The organism is Bacillus swezeyi, from assembly GCF_001969815.1.
Lineage (GTDB): Bacteria > Bacillota > Bacilli > Bacillales > Bacillaceae > Bacillus > Bacillus swezeyi.
On the sequence record NZ_MRBK01000006.1, the window covers coordinates 174,187 to 198,449 of the forward strand.

The 24,263-nt window shown below is 46.3% G+C and carries 18 protein-coding genes; all 18 read left to right on the top strand.

Features of this window, described 5'->3' with window-relative positions; all coding sequences use genetic code 11:
* Positions 1-3: 3 nt before the first annotated feature.
* The 18 genes from BTA30_RS06975 (at position 4) to BTA30_RS07060 (ending at position 24,101) form a co-directional block, all read left to right on the top strand.
* Complete coding sequence (locus BTA30_RS06975; RefSeq protein WP_076760538.1) at positions 4-633, top strand: chemotaxis protein CheC; 630 nt, start codon at positions 4-6, stop codon at positions 631-633.
* A complete protein-coding gene (locus BTA30_RS06980; RefSeq protein ID WP_076760539.1) occupies positions 630-1,136 on the top strand; it encodes a chemotaxis protein CheD in 507 nt (168 codons plus the stop codon). Before BTA30_RS06975 ends, BTA30_RS06980 begins: the two co-directional genes overlap by 4 nt.
* Positions 1,137-1,158: 22 nt before the next feature.
* Positions 1,159-1,923, top strand: a complete 765-nt coding sequence (locus BTA30_RS06985) for a FliA/WhiG family RNA polymerase sigma factor (protein WP_076760540.1) — start codon at positions 1,159-1,161, stop codon at positions 1,921-1,923.
* Between the two features lie 103 nt (positions 1,924-2,026).
* Positions 2,027-2,551: a DUF6115 domain-containing protein gene (locus BTA30_RS06990; RefSeq protein WP_076760541.1), complete on the top strand. Its 525-nt coding sequence runs from the start codon at positions 2,027-2,029 to the stop codon at positions 2,549-2,551.
* Between the two features lie 151 nt (positions 2,552-2,702).
* Positions 2,703-3,443: a 30S ribosomal protein S2 gene (gene rpsB, locus BTA30_RS06995; protein WP_076760542.1), complete on the top strand. Its 741-nt coding sequence runs from the start codon at positions 2,703-2,705 to the stop codon at positions 3,441-3,443.
* 100 nt (positions 3,444-3,543) lie between these two features.
* Positions 3,544-4,425 carry a translation elongation factor Ts gene (gene tsf / locus BTA30_RS07000; RefSeq protein WP_076760543.1) on the top strand — a complete coding sequence of 294 codons (882 nt, stop codon included), beginning with the start codon at positions 3,544-3,546 and terminating at the stop codon, positions 4,423-4,425.
* Positions 4,426-4,571: 146 nt separating this feature from the next.
* Positions 4,572-5,294 (top strand): UMP kinase, encoded by a 723-nt coding sequence (gene pyrH, locus BTA30_RS07005; RefSeq protein ID WP_076760544.1) that lies wholly within the window; start codon positions 4,572-4,574, stop codon positions 5,292-5,294.
* A gap of 16 nt (positions 5,295-5,310) precedes the next feature.
* Entirely contained in the window at positions 5,311-5,853 is a 543-nt protein-coding gene (gene frr / locus BTA30_RS07010) for a ribosome recycling factor (protein WP_404802504.1), read from the top strand.
* A 129-nt stretch (positions 5,854-5,982) separates the two neighbouring features.
* On the top strand, positions 5,983-6,765 hold the full coding sequence (uppS, locus tag BTA30_RS07015) for an undecaprenyl pyrophosphate synthase (protein ID WP_076760546.1): 783 nt from the start codon (positions 5,983-5,985) through the stop codon (positions 6,763-6,765).
* A 12-nt stretch (positions 6,766-6,777) separates the two neighbouring features.
* Positions 6,778-7,581 (top strand): phosphatidate cytidylyltransferase, encoded by an 804-nt coding sequence (locus BTA30_RS07020; protein WP_076760547.1) that lies wholly within the window; start codon positions 6,778-6,780, stop codon positions 7,579-7,581.
* 46 nt (positions 7,582-7,627) lie between these two features.
* Positions 7,628-8,779 (top strand): 1-deoxy-D-xylulose-5-phosphate reductoisomerase, encoded by a 1,152-nt coding sequence (gene dxr / locus BTA30_RS07025; protein ID WP_076760548.1) that lies wholly within the window; start codon positions 7,628-7,630, stop codon positions 8,777-8,779.
* Positions 8,780-8,785: 6 nt separating this feature from the next.
* Positions 8,786-10,051, top strand: coding sequence for an RIP metalloprotease RseP (gene rseP / locus BTA30_RS07030; RefSeq protein WP_094777304.1), 1,266 nt, complete (start codon positions 8,786-8,788; stop codon positions 10,049-10,051).
* Between the two features lie 108 nt (positions 10,052-10,159).
* Positions 10,160-11,878 carry a proline--tRNA ligase gene (locus tag BTA30_RS07035; protein ID WP_076760550.1) on the top strand — a complete coding sequence of 573 codons (1,719 nt, stop codon included), beginning with the start codon at positions 10,160-10,162 and terminating at the stop codon, positions 11,876-11,878.
* A gap of 88 nt (positions 11,879-11,966) precedes the next feature.
* Complete coding sequence (locus tag BTA30_RS07040; protein WP_076760551.1) at positions 11,967-16,283, top strand: PolC-type DNA polymerase III; 4,317 nt, start codon at positions 11,967-11,969, stop codon at positions 16,281-16,283.
* Between the two features lie 556 nt (positions 16,284-16,839).
* Positions 16,840-18,741 (top strand): glycoside hydrolase family 9 protein, encoded by a 1,902-nt coding sequence (locus tag BTA30_RS07045; RefSeq protein WP_411813151.1) that lies wholly within the window; start codon positions 16,840-16,842, stop codon positions 18,739-18,741.
* Between the two features lie 73 nt (positions 18,742-18,814).
* Positions 18,815-20,929 carry a glycoside hydrolase family 48 protein gene (locus BTA30_RS07050; protein ID WP_076760553.1) on the top strand — a complete coding sequence of 705 codons (2,115 nt, stop codon included), beginning with the start codon at positions 18,815-18,817 and terminating at the stop codon, positions 20,927-20,929.
* Between the two features lie 194 nt (positions 20,930-21,123).
* Entirely contained in the window at positions 21,124-22,806 is a 1,683-nt protein-coding gene (locus tag BTA30_RS07055; RefSeq protein ID WP_076760554.1) for a cellulase family glycosylhydrolase, read from the top strand.
* Positions 22,807-22,931: 125 nt separating this feature from the next.
* Entirely contained in the window at positions 22,932-24,101 is a 1,170-nt protein-coding gene (locus tag BTA30_RS07060; RefSeq protein ID WP_239693594.1) for a glycoside hydrolase 5 family protein, read from the top strand.
* The last annotated feature ends 162 nt before the right edge of the window (positions 24,102-24,263 follow it).

Here is a 24,263-nt window from a genome sequence, read left to right on the forward strand (position 1 = left end):
GAGATGAGCATTTTTAACGGAATTAAAGAAGAGCATCTTGATATTTTAAGGGAAGTCGGCAATATAGGAGCGGGCCATTCCGCTTCTGCCTTGGCAAATTTGTTGAACAGAAAAATCGAAATGGAAGTGCCGTTTGTCAAGCTCATGTCGTTTGATGAGCTCGTCAACCTTTTCGGCGGTGCAGACCTTCCCGTCGCCAGCATCTTTCTGCGTATGGAAGGGGATTTTCCGGGCTCGATGTTCGTTATTATGCCTTTTTCAGAGGCTGAACAATTGATCAGAGAGCTTGTCTGCAACCCCGAATTTGAAATCGAAAGCATGACCCCTGACGATATAGGGGCCTCCGCCCTGCACGAGCTGGGGAATATAATGGCTGGCTCATATTTGACCGCGTTAGCTGATTTGACAAACCGGCAAATGTACCCGAGCGTCCCGGAACTGACGCTCGATATGTTTGGAGCTGTCATCAGCGAGGGGCTGATCGAGCTCAGCCAAGTCGGAGACCAGGTCATCGTCATTGACAACTCGATTTTTGATGAAGAGCACAACCGGAAGGTAAAAGCGCATTTATTCCTTTTGCCCGACTACGATTCTTTTGAAAAGCTCTTTCATTCATTGGGTGCTGCACTATGAAAATCATAGAAAAAGAGACATCTGTTGTCAGAGTCGGCATTGCCGATGTAAAAATAGTCCGTACTCCCGATCGAATCCGAACATCAGGACTCGGTTCTTGCGTTGGGCTTGTGCTTTATGATCTGGAAGCAAAAACGGCAGGGCTCGTCCATGTCATGCTTCCCGATTCTTCCCTTTCAAAGACGCCGGATATCAATCTGGCAAAATACGCAGACACCGCTGTGGCGGCAACGGTCAACATGCTGCTTGAAGCAGGCTGCCGAAAATTCGCCTTGAAAGCGAAAATGGCCGGGGGAGCCGAAATGTTTAAGTTTAAGATGACAAATGATTTGATGAAAGTCGGGCCAAGAAATGTGCTTGCGATTAAAAAACATCTATCTCTCTTGAATATTCCGATTGTAAGCGAGGATACAGGCGGAAACAGCGGAAGGACCATCGAGTTTGATCCGCAATCAGCTGAGCTTGTCATCCGGACAGTTAAACAAGGTGTAACAACGATTTAATATGCAATTTAGGGGGATAAAGATGCAATCCTTGAACTATGAAGATCAGATGCTTTGGTCGCGATGGAAAGAATGGAAAGATCCTCAGGCTGGCGATGATTTAATCCGCCGCTATATGCCGCTTGTCACATATCATGTCGGCCGGATAGCCGTCGGCTTGCCCAAGTCCGTTCACAAAGATGATTTGGTAAGCCTCGGCATGCTGGGTTTGTACGATGCCCTTGAAAAATTTGATCCGGGAAGGGATTTGAAGTTTGATACATACGCTTCATTCAGAATCAGAGGCGCTATTATCGACGGCCTTCGAAAAGAAGATTGGCTTCCGAGAACATCCCGGGAAAAAACAAAAAAAGTCGAAGCTGCGATTGAAAAGCTTGAACAGCGCTATTTAAGAAATGTATCGCCGAGCGAAATCGCAGAGGAATTGGGAATGACGGAGCAAGACGTCGTGACGACAATTAATGAAGGTTTTTTTGCAAACCTCCTTTCAATTGATGAAAAGCTTCACGACCATGAAGACGGTGAGAATGTCCAAGTGATGATAAGGGATGACAAAACGACCACACCTGAAGAAAAAATGCTCAAAGACGAGCTGATTTCCCAGCTTGCCGAAAAAATAAATGAGCTTTCCGAAAAAGAACAGCTTGTTATCAGCTTATTTTATAAAGAAGAGCTGACGCTGACGGAAATCGGCCAGGTTCTGAACTTATCGACCTCGCGCATTTCCCAGATTCACTCCAAGGCGCTTTTTAAATTGAAGCATCTTCTTGATAAAGTGGTACAATAATATGTAAGCTGCTGGCTTTTCGCCGGCAGCATTTTTTAGGCTGTTTTCAGGGAACATCTTTTGAAAAGACATTTTAAAAATTCATGGTTAGCGAGTGAAAAATATGTCAACAATATTATGGCTTGTGAGCTTTACGCTCCACGGTATACTGATCTATTTTGTCATCATTCTGAATGCGAGGCTCAGCGCTTTTAAGGCCGCAGAGAAAGAGCAAAAACAGCTTCTGGAAGAAACCGAGAATACATTGACCGCATTTCTGATGGAGCTGAAAGACGAAAATGAAAAACTCGTCAGGGAGTTTCAGCAGGATGCCGAACGCGAGCCTCAAAAAGAAAAACATCAGACCCATCAGTCGGAGACTCCTGCCGAATCCGGCTCCGTCTTCCCTGAAACGGAAGAAACCGCCGGCCTGCCGCTTCATATTGAATCGATGATCGATGAAGTTGAAAGAAAAGAGGATGAGCTTCATCAGCAGGAACATGAAGACTCCGCCTCGTTTGAAGAAAAAGCTTCGGCTTTATATGAAGAGGGCCTTTCTCCTGAAGACATTGCAAGACAATTAAAAACCGGCAAAACAGAGGTTGAGCTTTTCTTAAAATTTCGCGGAAAGATGAAAAACGATTCTTGATTGTCGGGAAAGCTTATGGTATATTAATTCTTGGTGTTAATTACACACGCTTAACGATTTATGCAAGCGGTGCTGTGCGAGGCTCGTGCAGTCCTGCATAAAAATGACCTAAGCGGAGGAAAAAAACCATTATATTAGGAGGAAATAACACATGTCAGTCATTTCTATGAAGCAATTGCTTGAAGCTGGTGTTCACTTCGGCCACCAAACACGCCGCTGGAACCCAAAAATGAAACGTTACATCTTCACAGAGCGTAATGGAATCTACATCATCGATCTTCAAAAAACAGTTAAAAAAGTTGAGGAAGCCTACAACTTTACAAAAAATCTTGCAGCTGACGGAGGAAAAATCCTTTTCGTCGGTACGAAAAAGCAAGCTCAAGACTCTGTTAGAGAAGAAGCGGAACGTTCTGGAATGTACTTTGTCAACCAACGCTGGCTTGGCGGTACATTAACAAACTTTGAAACCATTCAAAAGCGTATCAAACGCCTTAAAGATATCGAAAAAATGCAAGAAAACGGCACATTTGACGTACTTCCTAAAAAAGAAGTCGTTCAATTGAAAAAAGAATTAGAGCGTCTTGAAAAATTCCTAGGCGGAATCAAAGACATGAAAGAGCTTCCTGATGCACTGTTCATCATCGATCCTCGTAAAGAGCGCATCGCTGTTGCAGAAGCGCGCAAGCTGAACATTCCGATCATCGGAATCGTTGACACAAACTGTGATCCGGATGAAATCGACGTTGTTATCCCTGCGAACGATGACGCGATCCGCGCTGTTAAATTGCTTACTTCTAAAATGGCAGATGCAATTCTGGAAGCAAAACAAGGTGAAGAAACAGCTGAAACAGAAGAAAAAGAAGCAGAAACAACTGAAACAACAACTGCTTAACCTGATCAAAAGGTGATAAGGGGGAACTGCCTTTTATCACCTTTTTTTTCACCAGATAAAAACTTACATATTTTGTTTGGATTATAAGGAGGAAATCAAAATGGCAATTAGTGCACAAATGGTAAAAGAGCTTCGCCAAAAAACCGGGGCGGGCATGATGGACTGCAAGAAAGCGTTAACTGAAACTGACGGAAACATGGAAAAAGCAATCGAGCTTCTAAGAGAAAAAGGCATTGCAAAAGCTGCTAAAAAAGCTGACCGCATCGCTGCTGAAGGATTGACTTTAATTAAAACTGACGGCAACGCAGGCGTCATTTTAGAAGTGAACTCTGAAACGGACTTCGTTGCAAAAAACGAAGGGTTTAAAGAGCTTTTAAACGACTTGGCTGAACATATTCTTGCCGAAAGACCGGAAAGCGTTGAAGCCGCTCTTGAGCAAAAAATGGCAAACGGTTCAACTGTTGAAGAATATATCACTAGCGCTGTTGCTAAAATCGGAGAAAAAATCACGCTTCGCCGCTTCGCTGTCTTGACAAAAGGCGATGACGCTGCATTTGGCTCATACCTGCATATGGGCGGGCGCATCGGCGTACTTACTGTGCTAAACGGTACAACTGATGAAGAAACAGCAAGAGACATCGCAATGCACGTTGCAGCTGTCAACCCTCGCTTCATTTCCCGTGATCAAGTGTCTGAGGAAGAAGCGAACCGTGAGCGCGAAATTCTGACTCAGCAGGCGCTTCAAGAAGGAAAGCCTGAAAACATCGTGGCTAAAATGGTTGAAGGCCGTCTGAACAAATATTTCGAAGAAATCTGCCTGCTTGATCAAGCATTCGTTAAAAACCCGGATGAAAAAGTGAAGCAAGTCGTTGCTGCGAAAAACGCGACAGTTGAAACATTTATCCGCTACGAAGTTGGAGAAGGAATCGAAAAACGCCAAGAAAACTTTGCTGAAGAAGTTATGAACCAAGTGAAAAAATAAGATTGAAAAGCCGCTTGCTGAAAACACGGCAGGATCTTTTCAAGGAAAATAGGGGACACAATTTGTGTCCCTATTTTTAAAACAGTTTACAAACCTTTTTTTCTCTTGCATAATAAATAACGGCAAGCATGCACTTGGAGGTTATTATGGAAAAACCAAAGTATAATCGTATCGTATTAAAGCTTAGCGGAGAAGCGCTTGCGGGCGAACAGGGCAACGGCATCAACCCGACCGTGATCCAGTCCATCGCCAAGCAGGTGAAAGAAATTGCCGAGCTTGATGTTGAAGTGGCAGTTGTCGTCGGAGGCGGCAACCTGTGGCGCGGAAAGACAGGCAGTGATCTGGGAATGGACCGCGCGACAGCGGACTACATGGGAATGCTTGCAACGGTCATGAATTCCCTTGCCCTTCAGGACAGCCTTGAAACACTCGGAATTCAGTCAAGAGTTCAGACATCGATTGAAATGCGGCAGGTCGCTGAGCCATACATAAGAAGAAAAGCGATTCGCCACCTTGAAAAAAAGCGCGTCGTCATCTTCGCTGCCGGTACAGGCAATCCATATTTCTCAACGGACACGACAGCAGCGCTCAGAGCGGCTGAAATTGAGGCCGATGTCATCTTAATGGCCAAAAATAATGTCGACGGTGTATACAATGCCGATCCTAGAACGGACGAAAATGCCGTAAAATATGAAAAATTGTCTTATCTCGACGTATTAAAAGACGGTTTGGCCGTCATGGACTCAACCGCTTCATCTCTATGCATGGATAACGACATCCCGCTGATCGTCTTTTCCATCATGGAAGAAGGAAACATTAAAAGAGCCGTTATCGGCGAACCAATCGGAACAATTGTAAGGGGGAAATAACGTGTCAAATCAAGTGATGAATGAAACAAAAGAACGGATGGAAAAAGCGGCATCCGCGTATCAGCGCGAATTGGCCACCGTCCGTGCAGGACGTGCGAATCCATCGCTCTTGGATAAAGTAACAGTTGAATACTACGGAGCGCAGACGCCATTGAATCAGCTTACGTCCATCAACGTACCTGAAGCGCGCATGCTCGTCATCACACCCTATGATAAAACAGCACTCGGAGACATCGAAAAAGCGATTCAAAAAGCCGATTTAGGCGTCACTCCGACAAACGACGGAAGCATTATCCGGATTACCATTCCTCCATTAACAGAGGAGCGGAGAAAAGAGCTTGTCAAGCTTGTGAAAAAATACTCTGAAGAAGCTAAAGTAGCTGTCCGCAACATCCGCCGCGATGCAAACGACGACCTGAAAAAATTAGAGAAAAATGGTGAAATGACTGAGGATGAATTGCGCTCTTCAACGGAAGACGTGCAAAAGCTGACAGATGAATATGTGTCAAAAATTGATGAGATCACAAAAGATAAAGAGAAAGAAATCATGGAAGTTTAATGAAAAACTCTGTACAATAGATAATAGTGAAAAGACCCTCTCATGTTTACAGGGGGTTTTTTTGTTAATACTGTTGTTATCTAGCGGGATATAACAGGAAAGCAACCTTTTGGGTGATGGAGGAATCTCATGCTCAATATACTCAAAAATTGGAAGAATCAGCATTCAGCGGCTTCCAACATGGAAAGTTACACAAAAGAAAATATTTTAAAGGGAAAAATTCCTGAACATATCGCCATTATCATGGATGGAAACGGCCGTTGGGCAAAAAAACGTGCGATGCCCCGCATTGCGGGTCATCATGAAGGTATGAAGGTGGTCAGAGCGACAACAAAGCTTGCAAATGAACTGGGTGTCAAAGCATTGACTTTGTACGCTTTCTCTACTGAAAATTGGAAACGGCCAAAGCTTGAGGTTGATTTTCTGATGAAGCTGCCTGAAGAGTTTCTCAACACGTATCTGCCTGAACTGATTGAAGAGAATGTTCAGGTGCGCATTACCGGTGATAAGGAAGGCCTGCCTCCCCACACGATCCGCGCGGTTGAAAAAGCCATCCGCGATACGGAAAACAATGACGGACTTATTCTTAATTTTGCATTGAACTATGGGGGACGTGCAGAAATCGCCAGAGCTGCAAAGAAAATTGCCGAAGAAGCAAAAAATGGCGCATTAAATATTGAAGAGATCGATGAAAAGCTTTTTTCTGATTATTTAATGACAGAAACTTTGCAGGACCCCGATTTGCTGATTCGAACAAGCGGTGAGATCAGACTGAGCAATTTTATGCTTTGGCAGCTTGCCTACAGTGAATTTTTATTTACTGATGTATTATGGCCTGATTTTAAAGAGGTTCATTTTCTTCAGGCCATCGGAGAATATCAGCGTCGCGGGAGAAGGTTTGGCGGAATTTAGAGGATGGTGCAGATGAAACAGAGAATATTGACGGGTGTTATAGCGGCAGCGATTTTTTTACCGCTCGTAATTTTAGGCGAGCTGCCGTTCACCGTACTGGTCTATGCAATGGGCATACTCGCTCTTTTTGAACTTTTAAGAATGAAAGGCATGAAGCTTTTAAGCGTTCCGGGCGTCATAAGCCTCTTGCTTTTAGGGATTTTGCTATATCCGAACCAGCTTGGCGAAGCCGTGAATCTGGGCATTTCCAAAGGAGAGACCGTGTTTTTGGCAGTTCTTCTCCTTTTGGCCTTTACGGTACTCAGCAAAAACTCATTTTCTTTTGATGAGGCGGCGTTTGTTACATTGGCTGCAATCTATATCGGATTTGGCTTTTATTATTTTATCGAAATCAGAAACATCGGCCTCAGCTATGTCTTTTTTGCCATCGGGGTCGTCTGGTCGACAGATTCCGGCGCTTATTTTATCGGGAAGGCATTTGGAAAACGAAAGCTCTGGCCTGAAATCAGCCCCAACAAAACAGTCGAAGGTTTTTGGGGCGGGATTTTGACAGCGGTCATTTTTTCGGCCATCTATCAGGCCGCCACAGGTTTTCCGCACGCCTATCTGTTTGTACTGCTGATTACCGTGCTGCTGTCGATCGTCGGACAGATCGGCGATTTGGCGGAATCAGCGTTTAAGCGGCATTACCAAGTAAAGGACTCGGGCCGGATCCTCCCCGGGCACGGCGGGATGCTGGACCGCTTTGACAGCTTTTTATTTGTCATGCCAGTTTTATACTTCTTGCTTGTTCTTTTTCAGCCGTTCGGGCTATGATATAGAAGTGTACTGATAGCTAGAAAGAAACAGAGGTGCGGCAATATTGAAGAACATATGTCTATTGGGAGCGACAGGCTCCATCGGAGAACAGACGCTTGAAGTGATCAAAGCGCATGGCGATCAATTTCGGCTCACAGCCATGACATTCGGCAAAAATGCGGAAAAAGCGGCTGAAATCATTGAAACATTTAAACCGCAGTATGTAGCCGTCGGAGATGAGCATACATATGAAACATTCAAACAGTATTCTTTTTCCCATTCATTCCAAACGGGAATAGGGGAGGAAGCTTTAATCGAGGCGGCCGTTATCCCCGAAGCGGATATCGTCGTCAACGCTCTTGTCGGAAGCGTCGGCCTTCTTCCGACGCTAAAGGCGATCGAGCATAAAAAAACGATTGCACTCGCAAATAAGGAAACTCTCGTAACAGCCGGTCATATAGTGAAAGAACACGCGAAAAAATATCATGTTCCAATACTGCCTGTCGACAGTGAACATTCTGCGATTTTTCAAGCTCTTCAAGGAGAAAATCCGAAACATATCAAACGGCTGATCGTGACGGCTTCCGGCGGCAGCTTCAGGGACAGAACGAGAAAAGAGCTTGAAGGCGTGACAGTGGAGGAGGCTCTCAATCACCCGAATTGGTCGATGGGTGCAAAAATTACGATCGATTCGGCTACAATGATGAATAAAGGGCTTGAGGTTATTGAAGCGCATTGGCTTTTTGATCTGCCTTACGATCAGATTGATGTGCTGCTCCACAAAGAAAGCATCATCCATTCGATGGTTGAATTCCATGACAGAAGCGTCATCGCCCAGCTTGGCACCCCTGATATGAGAGTGCCGATCCAATATGCGCTGAGCTATCCTGACCGCCTGCCGTTTGAGGAGGCAAAGTCCCTCGACCTCTGGGAAATCGGCCAGCTGAATTTTGCCCAAGCTGATTTTGAAAGGTTCCGCTGCTTACAATTCGCTTATGAATCAGGTAAAATAGGCGGTACAATGCCGACTGTTTTAAATGCGGCCAATGAAGAAGCCGTTGCGGCATTTTTGGCAGGCAAGATTACTTTTCTCGGAATCGAAGACATCATCGAAAAAGCTTTGGAACGTCATCAGGTCATTTTAAAGCCAAGCCTTCAGGAGATCCGTGAAGTGGACAAAGAGGCCAGAAAGTTTGCCCAAACATTACTCACATAAGGTGGTATGTTCGTGAATACTGTGATAGCGTTTATTCTTATTTTTGGAACGCTCGTTTTTTTCCATGAGCTGGGACATTTGATCCTTGCTCAAAGAGCTGGAATACTGTGCCGGGAGTTTGCCATCGGCTTCGGTCCGAAAATCTTTTCATTCAAGAAAAATGAGACCGTTTATACCATCAGACTGCTGCCGATCGGCGGCTTTGTCAGAATGGCCGGGGAAGATCCCGAAATGATTGAAGTCAAGCCCGGTTATACGGTTGGACTTTTATTTAACAAAGAAAACAAAGTCGAAAAGATCATTTTGAACCAAAAAGAAAAATATCCTGATGCACTGGTCATTGAAGTCGAACAGGCTGATTTGGAGCATCAGATGAGAATCACGGGCTATGAGCAAGGCAATGAAGATCATCTTGCTTCATTTTCTGTCAGTGAGACTTCCTTTTTCATTGTAGACGGTGAAGAAGTGCAGATTGCCCCTTACAACCGCCAATTTCATTCAAAAACGGTTTGGCAGCGCATTAAAGCGATTGCGGCAGGCCCGCTCATGAACTTCATATTAGCTTATGTGATACTCGTCCTTCTGGGGTTGATTCAAGGCGTACCGTCAGACGAGCCTGTACTCGGCAAACTGATTGACAACGGACGGGCCGTTGAAGCCGGGCTTCAAGAAGGTGACCGCATTCAGAACATCAACGGAGAGAAGACGAATTCATGGACGGATATTGTCAACACGGTCCGGGCAAACCCTGAAAAGGAATTGAAGGTCGTCCTGATGCGCGACAATGTCAAACTGACGAAATATGTGACCCCGGAAGCAGTTAAATCGGGAGACGAGACCATCGGCCGCTTCGGCGCTTACAATCCCGTGCAGAAAGGCATTTTCACATCGATTTCTTACGGTGCGACCGAAACTGTGACCGTGGCGCAAAATATCTTTACCAACCTCGGTAAACTTGTAACGGGACAATTTTCAATTGACATGCTGGCAGGTCCTGTCGGAATATATGATATGACAGATCAAGTGGCGAAAACAGGCGTCATCAACCTGCTGAAGCTGGCAGCATTTTTAAGCATCAACCTCGGAATCGTCAACCTTTTGCCAATTCCTGCTTTGGACGGCGGAAGACTTTTGTTTCTGTTTATTGAAGCGATCCGCGGAAAGCCGATCAACCGCGAAAAAGAAGCGTTTGTCGTCTTTATCGGCGTGGCATTTTTGATGCTCTTGATGCTTGTCGTCACTTGGAACGATATCCAACGCTTATTCTTATAATATCCATTGCCTTTTTAAAGAGCAGTCTAGCCTTTTAAAAGGCTCTTTTTTAGGGAAGCCACTCCCGACTGAAAAAGTAACCAACTGAATAAATGAGGTGCGAACGAAATGAGACAGAGCAGGACGCTAATTCCTACGCTCAGGGAAGTGCCGGCTGATGCGGAAGCAAAAAGCCATCAGCTTCTTCTCAGAGCAGGGTTTATCAGACAAAATACGAGCGGCGTATACAGCTATATGCCTCTTGCCAATAAAGTCATCCAAAAGATCCAGGGCATTGTCCGTCAAGAAATGGAAAACATAAATGCTGTTGAAATGATGATGCCGGCGCTGCAGCAGGCGGAAACATGGCAGGAATCAGGAAGATGGTATACGTACGGTCCTGAATTGATGAGGCTGAAAGACCGCCACGGCCGTGAATTTGCACTCGGCGCCACACACGAAGAGGTCATGACGAGCATTGTGAGAGACGAAGTGAAATCGTATAAACGGCTTCCGCTGACCCTCTATCAGATTCAATCCAAATTCCGCGATGAGAAGCGCCCCCGCTTCGGATTGCTGAGAGGCCGCGAATTTATCATGAAAGATGCGTATTCGTTCCATGCTTCTGCCGAAAGCCTTGATGAGACATACAAAGACATGTATCAGGCCTATACGAATGTATTTACGCGCTGCGGCTTGAATTTCAGACCGGTTATCGCAGATTCCGGCGCGATGGGCGGAAAAGACACCCATGAATTCATGGCGCTGGCTGATATCGGTGAAGATACGATTGCTTATTCTGACCAGTCTTCATACGCCGCCAATATCGAAATGGCTGAAATAGCGGAAACGGTTGAGGCGCAAAATGCGGAAATGGAAGAATTGCAGGAAGTTCACACACCTTCCGTGAAGACGATAGAAGAGCTGGCCGCATTCTTAAGCGTCTCTCCGTCAAACTGCATTAAATCTATCCTGCTCAAGGCAGACGGCCGGTTTGTGCTCGTTTTGACAAGAGGGGATCATGAAGTCAACGATATTAAAGTGAAAAATCTGCTTCATGCGGAAACGATTGAGTTCGCAAACCCTGAAGAAGTGGCGGAGATCACCGGTACAGAACCGGGATTTGTCGGACCGGTCGGCTTGAACACTGAAATCGAAATATACGCTGATTTTGCCGTGAAGGCGATGGCAAATGCCGTGGCAGGAGCGAATAAAACCGATCACCATTATCAAAATGTCAATGTCAGCCGTGATGCCGACCATGTGACTTACGCTGATCTCCGCTTGATTCAGGAGGGAGACCCATCGCCTGACGGCAAAGGAACGATTCATTTTGCAAAAGGGATCGAAGTCGGGCAGGTCTTTAAGCTCGGCACCCGCTATTCAGAGGCGATGGATGCGACTTATCTGGATGAAAACGGACGCGCCAAACCGATGCTGATGGGCTGCTACGGAATCGGAATTTCACGGACCCTTTCAGCCATCGTCGAACAGCATCATGATGATAAAGGCTTGATTTGGCCGCTGGCCGTAAGTCCGTATGATCTTCACATTCTGGCGCTCAACATGAAAAACGATGCACAAGTTCAGCTTGCGGAAAAACTGTATGAAGATTTTCAAGCGAAAGGCTTTGATGTTTTATTTGATGACCGTGCTGAGCGGGCCGGCGTTAAATTTGCCGACTCTGACTTAATCGGGCTGCCGATTCGCATTACAGTCGGAAAAAGAGCTGATGAAGGAGTAGTGGAAGTGAAAATCCGCCAAAACGGTGAATCCTTTGAAATCGCTTGTGACGAGCTGTTTGGCTTTATCGAAGAGCAAGTCAAGAGCTTATCTTCTCACTCATAAACATGTTAAACTAGGGTAAAGGAAGGTACCTCGGAAATTCCCTCTGAGGTACCTTCAATTATGATTTTCTTTTAGGGAGGAATCTGTCTTGGAAGACCAGCTTTCTGTCAACAGAAGACAGTTTCAAATTCTTCTGCAGCAGCTGAATTTAACGGAAGATACATTGATCCGCCATCTTGAAGGCGGACAAATCATGAAGCTGACCGTTCATAAGCACAAGAAGACATGGCATTTTCACTTTAGATTAAAAGCAGTGCTGCCTTATCAGATCTTCGAGCGGTTTCACCTTCAGCTGACACGCACCTTTTCCCATATCGCACAAGTCACCTGCTCAATTGAAGCTGAGGACCAATCGGTGGACGAACAGCTTGTCCAAGACTACTGGACGCGCTGTATTCAAGAATTGGACGGCATTTCTCCGCCGATTTTAACGCTATTGAATGAGCAAAAACCAAAGCTTGCAGGAAACAAAATACTGCTGAAAACGAAAACAGATACAGAAGCTTCCGCTTTAAAGAAAAAATACGGCTCATTCATTCAGTCAAGCTATCGGACATTCGGTTTTCCAGAGTTTCAGCTTGATACTGAAATTTTTGTCTCAGATCAAGAGATTCAGAAATTCAGAGAGCAAAAACAGGCTGAAGATCAGGAAAGAGCTCTCCAGGCTTTAATCGAAATGGAGAAGCAGGATAAAGAAGCTCAAGATGATGAAACACCGTCAGGCCCGCTTCAGATCGGCTATCAGATTAAAGACTCGGAGGAAATCAGAACGCTTGACAGCATCATGGATGAAGAGCGGAGAATCACGGTTCAAGGCTATGTGTTCGATGCTGAAACAAGAGAGCTGAAAAGCGGCAGAACGCTTTGCATCTTTAAAATTACCGATTATACAAACAGCATTCTCATCAAAATGTTTGCCAGAGAAAAAGAAGATGCGACCTTGATGAAATCCTTGAAAAAAGGCATGTGGGTGAAAGCGAGAGGAAGCATCCAGAACGATACGTTCGTCCGTGATTTAGTGATGATTGCCAATGATGTCAATGAAATAAAAGCGAAAACGCGTGAGGATACAGCTCCGGATGAAGAAAAACGCATCGAGCTCCACCTTCATTCGCCGATGAGTCAGATGGACGCCGTTTCAGGCATTGGCAAGCTTGTCGAACAGGCAAAAAAATGGGGGCATCCTGCTATCGCTCTCACAGACCATGCTGTCGTACAGTCGTTTCCAGATGCTTATGCGGCAAGCAAAAAGCATGGTGTGAAAATGCTCTACGGACTTGAGGCCAACCTTGTCGATGACGGCGTGCCGATCGCCTACAATCCCGTACACCGCCTTCTGGAAGAGGAAACCTATGTCGTATTTGACGTCGAAACGACGGGCCTGTCGGCTGTCTACGATACGATCATCGAATTGGCCGCGGTAAAAGTAAAAGGCGGGGAAATCATTGAGCGATTTGAACGGTTTGCGAATCCGCACCGCCCTTTATCAGCTACGATTATTGAGCTGACGGGAATTACGGATGACATGCTGAAAGATGCGCCTGAAGTTGAAGAGGTCATCAGAGATTTTAAGGAATGGATCGGGGATCACACGCTTGTTGCGCACAATGCAAGCTTTGACATAGGATTCATCAATGTGGCCTATAAGCGGCTGCTGAAAACGGAAAAAGTGCAGAACCCTGTCATTGACACTCTCGAACTGGGGCGTTTTCTCTATCCGGAGTTTAAAAACCACAGGCTGAATACGCTCTGTAAAAAGTTCGATATTGATCTCACACAGCACCACAGGGCGATATATGATACTGAAGCGACGGGCTATCTTCTCGTGAAAATGCTGAAAGACGCGGCTGAAAAAAATATTCTGTATCATGACCAGCTCAATGAAAATATGGGGCAGTCCAATGCTTATCAGCGTTCAAGACCTTATCACGCGACCCTTCTGGCAGTAAACGAAACAGGGCTGAAAAACCTTTTTAAACTTGTCTCACTGTCACACATCCATTATTTCTACAGGGTGCCGAGAATTCCGAGATCACAGCTTGAAAAGCACAGGGAAGGCATTTTAATCGGTTCGGCGTGTGACAAGGGCGAAGTATTTGAAGGCATGATGCAAAAATCGCCGGAAGAAGTAGAAGAGATCGCTTCATTTTATGACTACTTTGAAGTGATGCCGCCGGAGGTCTACCGCCATCTGCTCCAGCTTGAACTGGTCAGGGATGAAAAAGCGCTGAAAGAAATCATCACAAATATAACAAAGCTTGGCGACAAACTGGATATACCTGTTGTGGCAACGGGAAATGTCCACTATTTGAATCCCGAGGATAAGATCTACAGGAAGATCTTGATTGCTTCGCAAGGCGGCGCAAATCCGCTCAACAGACACGAGCTGCCGAATGTTCACTTCCGCACAACAAATGAGATGCTTGATGCCTTTTCATTTTTGGGCGAGGAAAAAGCGAAAGAAATTGTTGTCGCCAACACCCGGAAGATCAGCGGGCAGATCGAAGAAATCAAACCGATCAAAGATGATCTTTATACACCGAAAATCGACGGAGCGGACGAAGAAATCCGCCGCATGAGCTATGAGAAAGCGAGAAGCATCTATGGCGACGACCTTCCCGAAATTGTGGAAGAGCGGATTGAAAAAGAGCTGAAAAGCATTATCGGCCACGGATTTGCCGTCATTTACCTGATCTCTCATAAACTCGTAAAACGGTCTCTCGATGATGGCTATCTCGTCGGATCAAGGGGATCTGTCGGTTCTTCACTGGTCGCAACATTGACGGAAATTACCGAGGTCAATCCGCTGGCACCGCACTATGTCTGCCCGGATTGCCGCCATTCAGAGTTTTTCAACGATGGTTCTGTCGGATCAGGGTTTGACCTTCCTGATAAAGACTGTCCGAAATGCGGAGCCGCCTATAAAAAAGACGGCCACGATATTCCGTTTGAAACGTTCCTCGGCTTTAAAGGGGACAAGGTTCCGGATATCGACTTGAACTTCTCGGGAGAATACCAGCCGCACGCCCATAACTATACGAAAGTATTATTCGGGGAAGATAACGTCTACCGTGCGGGAACGATCGGCACGGTTGCTGAAAAGACGGCCTACGGATATGTTAAAGGATATGCAAACGACAACAACTTGCATATGCGCGGTGCGGAAATCGACCGCCTCGTACAGGGCTGCACAGGCGTCAAGCGGACGACGGGCCAGCACCCGGGCGGAATTATCGTTGTTCCCGATTACATGGATATTTATGACTTTTCACCGATTCAGTTCCCGGCAGATGCCACAGGTTCGGAATGGAAAACGACACACTTTGATTTCCACTCCATTCATGACAACCTGCTGAAGCTGGATATCCTCGGACACGATGATCCGACGGTGATCCGCATGCTCCAGGATTTAAGCGGAATTGATCCAAAAACGATTCCAACGGACGATCCAGAGGTGATGAAAATATTTCAGGGAACGGAGTCTTTAGGCGTGACTGAAGAACAGATCGGCTGTAAAACAGGAACGCTTGGCATCCCTGAATTCGGAACCCGTTTTGTCAGGCAGATGCTTGAGGATACAAAACCGACGACATTTTCCGAGCTTGTTCAGATTTCCGGTCTTTCACACGGGACGGACGTCTGGCTCGGCAACGCACAAGAGCTGATTCACAATAAAATTTGCGAGCTGAGCGAAGTCATCGGCTGCCGTGACGATATTATGGTGTACTTAATCTATCAGGGGCTTGAGCCCTCCCTCGCCTTTAAGATCATGGAATTCGTCAGAAAAGGAAAGGGATTAACACCTGAGTGGGAAGAAGAAATGAAAAATAACAATGTTCCGGACTGGTATATTGATTCTTGTAAAAAGATCAAGTACATGTTCCCGAAAGCCCACGCCACGGCATATGTGCTGATGGCCGTCCGGATCGCCTACTTCAAAGTCCATCATCCTTTGCTTTATTACGCAGCCTACTTTACAGTGCGTGCGGATGATTTTGACATTGATACGATGATCAAAGGCTCCACCGCGATCAAAGCCGTCATGGATGACATCAACAGCAAAGGGCTTGACGCTTCTCCGAAAGAGAAGAGTTTGCTCACCGTACTTGAATTGGCGCTTGAAATGTGTGAAAGAGGCTTCTCTTTGCAAAAAGTCGATCTTTACCGTTCGAGTGCATCTGAATTCATCATTGACGGAAACAGCCTGATTCCTCCTTTTAATTCTATCCCGGGCCTTGGGACAAACGCCGCCTTGAATATTGTCAATGCAAGGAAAGAAGGCGAATTTCTTTCAAAAGAGGATTTGCAAAAAAGAGGAAAGGTTTCAAAAACGATTATGGAATATCTGGATCGTCACGGCTGTTTAGAGTCGCTTCCAGATCAAAACCAGCTTTCTTTATTCTAAATTCTAAAGACTGCCGACTGTTTTCGGCAGTCTCTTTTTATACTGAATAAAGGCTGAAGATCATCTAACGGATCACGAAGGCGGCTGTCACATCCGCCATAAAGGGCTGTCAGATCCATTGACAATGAATATACAGTAATGTTAATATTTTCAAAGTAATGTCAGATCGATAAGCAGAGCCCGCTGTTATATCTCACAAGTTAGTTTCTTGCATGAACAAACTAAGTCTTCAATCGTACAGCCTGCAAAGGTTTACCTCTTCTTAAACCTAAAAATTTATATTGAGCGGCTGTCAATCCTCAAAAATAAAACCATTTCATTTATTCAAAATCAACTACTCTATTTTCTCTAAAAGCTGTTTTAAAGTTACATTCAGGCCATATCTCCATTTAACGGCAGACACCATGCGTTTTTCACTAAAAGGGGGTGAGTGTGATGTAAACAGTTGGCTGTTTCATGAGGAAAACATCGGTGAGGAGGAAGGAGTCAGTTGAAACAGAACGCTTATTTAAAAATGAAAACGTTTTTCTTCGGATTACTGCTTGTGTTTGGCATGATGATGCCGGCTGCTGACAGATCCGGTGCGGTATATGCGGAAGGGAACCCGCAAAATTATGCCGAACTGCTGCAAAAATCGATTTTATTCTATGAGGCACAGCGCTCTGGAAAGCTTTCGGAAAATAGTCGGCTGAATTGGAGAGGAGACTCGGCTCTTGAGGATGGAAAAGATGTCGGTCATGATTTGACAGGAGGATGGTATGATGCCGGAGACCATGTGAAGTTTGGCCTGCCAATGGCTTATTCTGCGGCTGTCCTATCCTGGTCTGTCTATGAATACCGTGATGCATATGAAGAGGCAGGACAGCTTGATGCGATATTAAACAATATAAAATGGGCAACAGACTATTTTATGAAGGCGCATACAGCCCCTAACGAATTATGGGGCCAGGTCGGCAATGGAGCACAAGATCATGCCTGGTGGGGACCGGCTGAAGTGATGCCGATGAAGCGGCCGGCCTATAAGATTGATGCAAGCTGCCCGGGTTCAGACCTGGCCGGCGGTACAGCTGCAGCGCTTGCTTCAGCATCGATCATCTTCAAGCCGACAGATTCCTCTTATTCAACTAAACTATTATCACATGCCAAAGAGCTGTACGATTTTGCCGACCGCTACCGCGGCAAATATTCAGACTGCATTACCGACGCACAGCAATACTATAATTCGTGGAGCGGATATCAAGATGAACTGACATGGGGAGCCGTCTGGCTGTATTTGGCAACTGATGAACAAAAATATTTGGATAAAGCGCTGGTCTCGGTCTCTGACTGGGGTGCACTCTCAAGCTGGCCTTACCGCTGGACGCTTTCATGGGATGACGTCACATACGGGGCACAGCTGTTGTTGGCCCGTCTGACGAATGATTCCCGTTTTACCGCATCTGTCGAACGCAACCTTGACTATTGGTCGACAGGTTACAGCCAAAATGGAAGCACAGAGCGAATCACTTATACGCCGGGCGGGCTGGCCTGGCTGGAGCAGTGGGGAGCGCTGCGCTATGCTTCAAATGCCGCTTTTCTCGCATTTGTTTATTCCGATTGGGTAAAAGATGCCGATAAAGCAAACAGGTATCGGGATTTTGCGGTTCAGCAAATGAACTATATGCTCGGAGATAACCCTCATAACCGCAGCTTTGTTGTCGGATACGGAACCAATCCGCCGAAGCACCCGCATCACCGTACAGCACATGGTTCGTGGGCAGATCAAATGAATGTGCCTGAACACCATCGCCATACCCTTTACGGCGCATTAGTAGGCGGACCGGGAAGAGATGATTCGTACCGGGATGAAATATCTGATTATGTGTCAAACGAAGTTGCGATCGATTACAATGCCGCATTTACCGGTAATATAGCGAAAATGTTCCAGCTGTATGGCGCGGGACAAACGCCTCTTCCTCATTTTCCGGAAAAGGAAACACCTGAAGATGAGTTTTTTGCAGAGGCATCCATCAACAGTTCGGGAGACAGCTATTCAGAAATCAGGGTGCAGCTCAATAACCGGTCAGGGTGGCCGGCAAGGAAAACCGATAAACTGTCTTTCCGTTATTACGTTGACTTGACCGAAGCGGCGAAGGCCGGATATTCTCCCGAACATATAAAGGTCGAAATCGGAGGATACAACGAAGGGGCTACAGTGTCCCAGCTGAAGCCTCACCATAGCGGCAAACATGTTTATTATACGGAAATCAGCTTCAGCGGGGTAATGATTTATCCCGGCGGTCAATCGGCCCATAAAAAAGAAGTTCAGTTCCGCATGTCGGCCCCGACTGGAACAACCTTTTGGAATCCGGAAAATGACTACTCTTATCAGGGGCTTTCACATTCGCTTGCGAAAACCCGATATATACCTGTTTATGATGAAGGACGGCTTGTTTTCGGAAAAGAACCCGACTCATAAAAGCCGGTCATTACATGCCCGGCGTTCCAAACATTGAAACGGAAGCTCTCAGCTTCAAAAGGGAGGACGTATCGTGGACAATCAAACACGCTTTATGCAATTGTATGAACAAATAAAAAGTCCGAAAAACGGTTATTTTTCACCTGAAGGTATTCCTTATCACGCTGTTGAAACGCTTATATGTGAAGCGCCTGACTATGGTCATATGACGACATCAGAAGCATACAGCTATTGGCTGTGGCTTGAAGCGATGTATGGCCGCTACACGCAAGACTGGTCAAGGCTTGAAGCCGCTTGGGACAATATGGAGAAATATATCATCCCGGTCAATGAAGGCGATGGAAAAGAAGAACAGCCGACGATGAGCTACTACAACCCCTCAAGTCCTGCCACATATGCCGCCGAACATCCCTACCCAGACCTTTATCCTTCAGCGCTGACCGGACAATACCCAGCCGGAAACGATCCGCTTGACGGAGAGCTTAGATCCGCTTACGGAAGCAATGAAACGTATTTAATGCACTGGCTGCTGGATGTTGACAACTGGTATGAATTCGGAAATCTGCTGAACCCACCGCATACAGCCGTTTATGTCAACACTTATCAGCGCGGTGAACAGGAGTCGGTTTGGGAAACGGTTCCGCACCCGTCTCAGGATAATCAGACATTCGGAAAACCGAATGAAGGATTTATGAGTCTGTTTACAAAAGAAAATCAGGCCCCTGCACCGCAATGGCGCTATACGAACGCGACAGACGCCGATGCCCGCGCCGTTCAGGCGATGTACTGGGCCAAACAATGGGGCTACAGCAATACAAAGTATTTAGATAAAGCCAAAAAGATGGGGGATTTTCTCCGCTACGGCATGTATGATAAATACTTTCAAGAGATTGGAAGCGCTGCCGACGGCTCTCCTTCCCGCGGTTCTGGAAAGAATGCCTGTCATTATTTAATGGCTTGGTACACCGCTTGGGGAGGCGGACTGGGGCAGTATGCGAACTGGGCGTGGCGGATCGGCGCGAGCCATGTGCATCAAGGCTATCAGAACCCTGTTGCCTCGTATGCGCTGTCTTCGGCTGAAGGGGGGCTGATTCCAAATTCACCTTCAGCGCGCAGCGATTGGGAAACGACGCTGAAAAGGCAGCTTGAACTCTACACATGGCTGCTTTCTTCAGAAGGGGCGGTTGCAGGAGGCGCCACAAACAGCTGGAACGGCAACTACAGTGCATACCCGCAGAATATCAGCACGTTTTACGGCATGGCATACACTGAAGCGCCTGTATATCATGATCCGCCTTCTAACAATTGGTTCGGAATGCAAGTCTGGCCGATAGAAAGGGTGGCGGAACTGTATTATATTTTTGCGCAGAAAGGCGACAAATCGTCAGAAAACTTTAAAATGGCAAAACACGTAATTGAAAAATGGGTCGCATATTCAATGGATTATGTATTTGTCAACGAACGGCCGATGTCTGATGAAGAAGGCTACTATTTAAACGAAGCAGGAGAACGCGTCCTTGGCGGCAAAAACCCGCAGATTGCCGCACAATCTGACCCGGGCGAATTCTGGGTTCCCGCGAACCTTGAATGGAACGGCCAGCCTGATCCGTGGAAGGGCTTTGATTCATTTACAGGAAATCCGGATCTGCGTGTCACGACTAAGAATCCGTCTCAGGATGTCGGCGTTCTCGGCAGCTATATCAAAACGCTCGTCTTCTTTGCAGCCGGAACAAAAGCTGAAACCGCAAGCTTTACTGATCTCGGACACCAAGCTAAAGACCTGGCAAAAGAACTGCTTGATACGGCGTGGAATAAAAATGACGGAATCGGAATCGCAGCAGAAGAAGAACATGAAGATTATATCCGCTACTTTACGAAGGAGATCTACTTTCCGAATGGCTGGAGCGGAAGAAATGGCCAGGGCAACACCATTCCGGGGCCGAATACTGTGCCGTCTGATCCGGCAAAAGGCGGAAACGGCGTCTATATCAGTCATACGGATCTACGTCCGAAAATAAAAAACGATCCGATGTGGGCTTATTTAGAAAATAAATACCAAACCTCATGGAATCCGAATACGGGCAAATGGGAAAATGGCCTGCCAACTTTTGTTTATCACCGTTTCTGGTCTCAGGTTGATATGGCGACAGCTTATGCTGAATATGACCGTTTAATCGGAGATGCTTAGAAAAAGAATGTTGGAGATATAAGAGAATGAACCAGGTCTTTGGCTTCAGAAAGCGTCAATAGAACATTTAGGGCGGCGTTTTAGGCAGGGCGCCTGAAATCAGCCGCCTTTATGATGAAATCAGCAACAGACAGCTGCGGAGAAAAATATAAACGTTTTCCGTGCGTGAATCCTCTAAAAAGGAGATTGAAAGATTGAGAAAAAAGCGCTTAACCTTATGTTTAAAATCGATCATACTATTATTTTTGATCATGGGAACGGCCTTTTCAGCCGCAGTTCCGAACGCTTTTGGAACAAGCGGGGAAGTGAAGGCAAACAAGCAGGGCCTCAGTTCGCCGGCAGATCTTTTGGAAAACATGAGTCCGGGATGGAACCTTGGCAACACGCTTGACGCCGTCCCGACAGAAGGCTCTTGGAACAATCCGCCGGTCAAAGAGCATACGTTTGATGATATTCGAGATGCGGGATTTAGAAGCGTCCGCATTCCTGTGACATGGGATTCGCACATCGGCAGCGCTCCCGATTATACGATTGACCCCGCTTGGATGAACCGGGTGGAAGAAGTGACGGACTGGGCATTAGAAAGAAATTTTTACGTCGTATTAAACATTCATCACGATTCTTGGCTTTGGATCAGCCGCATGGGAAACAGCCAGCAGGAGACTTTAGATAAACTGGGGAAAGTCTGGGGGCAGATTGCCGAGCGTTTTCAACATAAAAGTGAGCGACTGCTGTTTGAAATTGTCAATGAACCGACTGGAATGAGCGCCTATCAATTGAACCTGCTTAACAGGGAGATGTTGAACATCATCCGTTCGACCGGCGGCAACAATGATCGGCGGCTCGTGATTGTCGGCGGACTTGAAGATAACAAAGATGAATTGCTCAATTCGTTTGAGCCGCCTGATGATGACCGGATCGTTCTCACCTATCACTACTATTCGCCGTGGGACTATGTGTCAAACTGGTGGGGCCGGACGACTTGGGGGGCAGCAAAAGAAATCGCAGAGATGGAACAGGACATCAGGCCGGTCTATGAGACCTTTGTAAACAAAGGATACCCGGTCATCATCGGTGAGTACGGCACCCTCGGCGCCAATGAAAATCATTCAAAGCGGCTGTATCATGATACGGTTGTCCGTCTCGCCCATAAATATCAAATGATCCCGATGTGGTGGGACAACGGGAATGACCAGTTTGACCGGATGGCGAGAAAATGGCGCGATCCTGTCGTAAAAGACATGGTCATTCAGGCAGGGCGCGGCGTCCCCAACGCGATCATCCAACCGGCGGATCTTTTTATAAAGAAGGGGAAAAGCATTGGCGATCAGACGACAGACATTCAGCAGAACGGAAATACGCTGACCGGCATCTACCGGCAATCTGAGCAGCTGCAGGAAGGAAGCGACTATACGGTTGCTGATGACGGAAAAACAGTCAAGATCAAAGCATCCTTTCTGAAAAAGCTGATTGCGGGGTCGGAACAGCCGGGTACAAAAGCACAGCTCACTTTTACGTTTGATAAAGGTGCAAACCAGGTCATGGATGTCATTCTTTATGATGCGCCAAAGCTTGAAAAAAGCGAATTTACAATCAGTCAATCGGCAGTGGACGGCGATCTCAAAATCCCGGCGTCATTAAACGGAACGAAGCTGGCTACTGTTAAAGGAGTCGTCGACTCTACCGGAAGGCCGGTTCTTGAAGACGTATGGTCATGGACGCCGTATTTAAACTATGACGAAGATTTTTACGAAAAAGACGGAGATCTGTATTTGAGAGAGCGTGTTTTAAAGTATTTGAAAAGCGATTCCACTTTCACTTTTGAAATGTGGCCGAAAGGCGTCGAGGCAGTCGTGAAAGTAAAAGTAACGCCTTGAATCTGAGGGCTCTACATTTGCCTGGACAAAGGACGGCGGCTCATATTCTAAAATGCCGCCGTCCTCTAATATTTTCTTGAAGAAAGCGGGGAAAAGCGATGAGAAAAGGTTTTTTGAAATGGCTGATGCTGTTTTTGCTGGCGCTCTCCGCCATTCAGTCCGGATACTCCCGGCAGGCATTTGCTGCATCTCCTTTTGTTGAGAAATCTGGAACGAGATTCGTTTTAAACGGAAAAGACTTTTATTTTGCCGGGACCAATAACTATTATTTTCATTATAAATCTAAAAAAATGGTTGATGATGTGTTTGCAGATATGAAAGCGATGAATTTGAAAGTGATTCGCATCTGGGGATTTCTCGACGGCCAGCCGCAGGAAAACACCGTGATGCAGCCAAGACCGGGCGAATATGATGAATCAGGCTTTTCAAAGCTTGACTACGCCATTTATAAGGCGGGTCAAACAGGAATCAAACTTGTCATCCCCTTTGTGAACAACTGGGATGATTTTGGCGGAATGAATCAGTATGTCAGATGGTTTCAGGCGGATGGACATGACACATTTTACACACATCCGGGCATTAAGCAGGCATATAAAGACTATGTGTCCTATATGCTGAATCGGGTCAACACTTATACAGGCGTCAAGTATAAAGACGATCCTGCGATCATGGCATGGGAGCTCGCCAACGAGCCGAGGGTGCAGTCAGACAGGAGCGGAAATACGCTCGTTCAATGGGCTGATGAGATGAGTGCGTTTATCAAATCCATTGACAAAAACCATCTTGTCGCAGTGGGAGATGAAGGGTTTTATCATATAGAAGGACATCCTGACTGGCAGTATGGCGGGGGAGAAGGCGTTGATTGGAAAAGGCTTGCCGCGCTTCCCCACATTGACTACGGCACATACCACCTTTATCCAGACCATTGGGGCAAAACCGCTGAATGGGGGAATCAGTGGATCAAAGACCATATTAACGATGGAAAAGAAATCGGCAAACCCGTTGTTTTAGAGGAGTACGGCTACCAGGATCAAACAAGGCGGAATGACGTCTATCGAACATGGCTTGATCTCATTGAAAAGCAAGGCGGAGCGGGGAGCCAATTTTGGATTTTGACCGGCATTCAGGATGACGGCACTCTCTACCCGGATTATGACGGCTTTCGAATCGTTTATCCAAGTTCTGCCGCTTCCGTCATTTCCGAACACGCCAAACGGATGAACGAAAAAACGGGCACGTCCCATCAGCAGTGCGCAGGCAAAAGCCTAACTGAACACTGTCATGATTTGCATTAAAAAAATGGTTATGGTATAGTTTTATTGGAAATGCTAACGATAGCCGAGGCGAAGAGTGGGGAAACCCGCTCTTTTGTATTGAACAGGCAATTTTGTCTCGACATGTTCATCGTTTTTTCTATAATCCCTGCTTATGAAGCAGGGTTTTTACGAGAGAGCTGA

Bases quoted from the DNA above. Each gene is read 5' to 3' on its own strand.
- BTA30_RS06975 (WP_076760538.1), top strand. From the start codon at position 4: ATGAGCATTTTTAACGGAATTAAAGAAGAGCATCTTGATATTTTAAGG.
- BTA30_RS06980 (WP_076760539.1), top strand. From the start codon at position 630: ATGAAAATCATAGAAAAAGAGACATCTGTTGTCAGAGTCGGCATTGCC.
- BTA30_RS06985 (WP_076760540.1), top strand. From the start codon at position 1,159: ATGCAATCCTTGAACTATGAAGATCAGATGCTTTGGTCGCGATGGAAA.
- BTA30_RS06990 (WP_076760541.1), top strand. From the start codon at position 2,027: ATGTCAACAATATTATGGCTTGTGAGCTTTACGCTCCACGGTATACTG.
- rpsB (WP_076760542.1), top strand. From the start codon at position 2,703: ATGTCAGTCATTTCTATGAAGCAATTGCTTGAAGCTGGTGTTCACTTC.
- tsf (WP_076760543.1), top strand. From the start codon at position 3,544: ATGGCAATTAGTGCACAAATGGTAAAAGAGCTTCGCCAAAAAACCGGG.
- pyrH (WP_076760544.1), top strand. From the start codon at position 4,572: ATGGAAAAACCAAAGTATAATCGTATCGTATTAAAGCTTAGCGGAGAA.
- frr (WP_404802504.1), top strand. From the start codon at position 5,311: ATGAATGAAACAAAAGAACGGATGGAAAAAGCGGCATCCGCGTATCAG.
- uppS (WP_076760546.1), top strand. From the start codon at position 5,983: ATGCTCAATATACTCAAAAATTGGAAGAATCAGCATTCAGCGGCTTCC.
- BTA30_RS07020 (WP_076760547.1), top strand. From the start codon at position 6,778: ATGAAACAGAGAATATTGACGGGTGTTATAGCGGCAGCGATTTTTTTA.
- rseP (WP_094777304.1), top strand. From the start codon at position 8,786: ATGTTCGTGAATACTGTGATAGCGTTTATTCTTATTTTTGGAACGCTC.
- BTA30_RS07035 (WP_076760550.1), top strand. From the start codon at position 10,160: ATGAGACAGAGCAGGACGCTAATTCCTACGCTCAGGGAAGTGCCGGCT.
- BTA30_RS07045 (WP_411813151.1), top strand. From the start codon at position 16,840: ATGATGCCGGCTGCTGACAGATCCGGTGCGGTATATGCGGAAGGGAAC.
- BTA30_RS07060 (WP_239693594.1), top strand. From the start codon at position 22,932: ATGCTGTTTTTGCTGGCGCTCTCCGCCATTCAGTCCGGATACTCCCGG.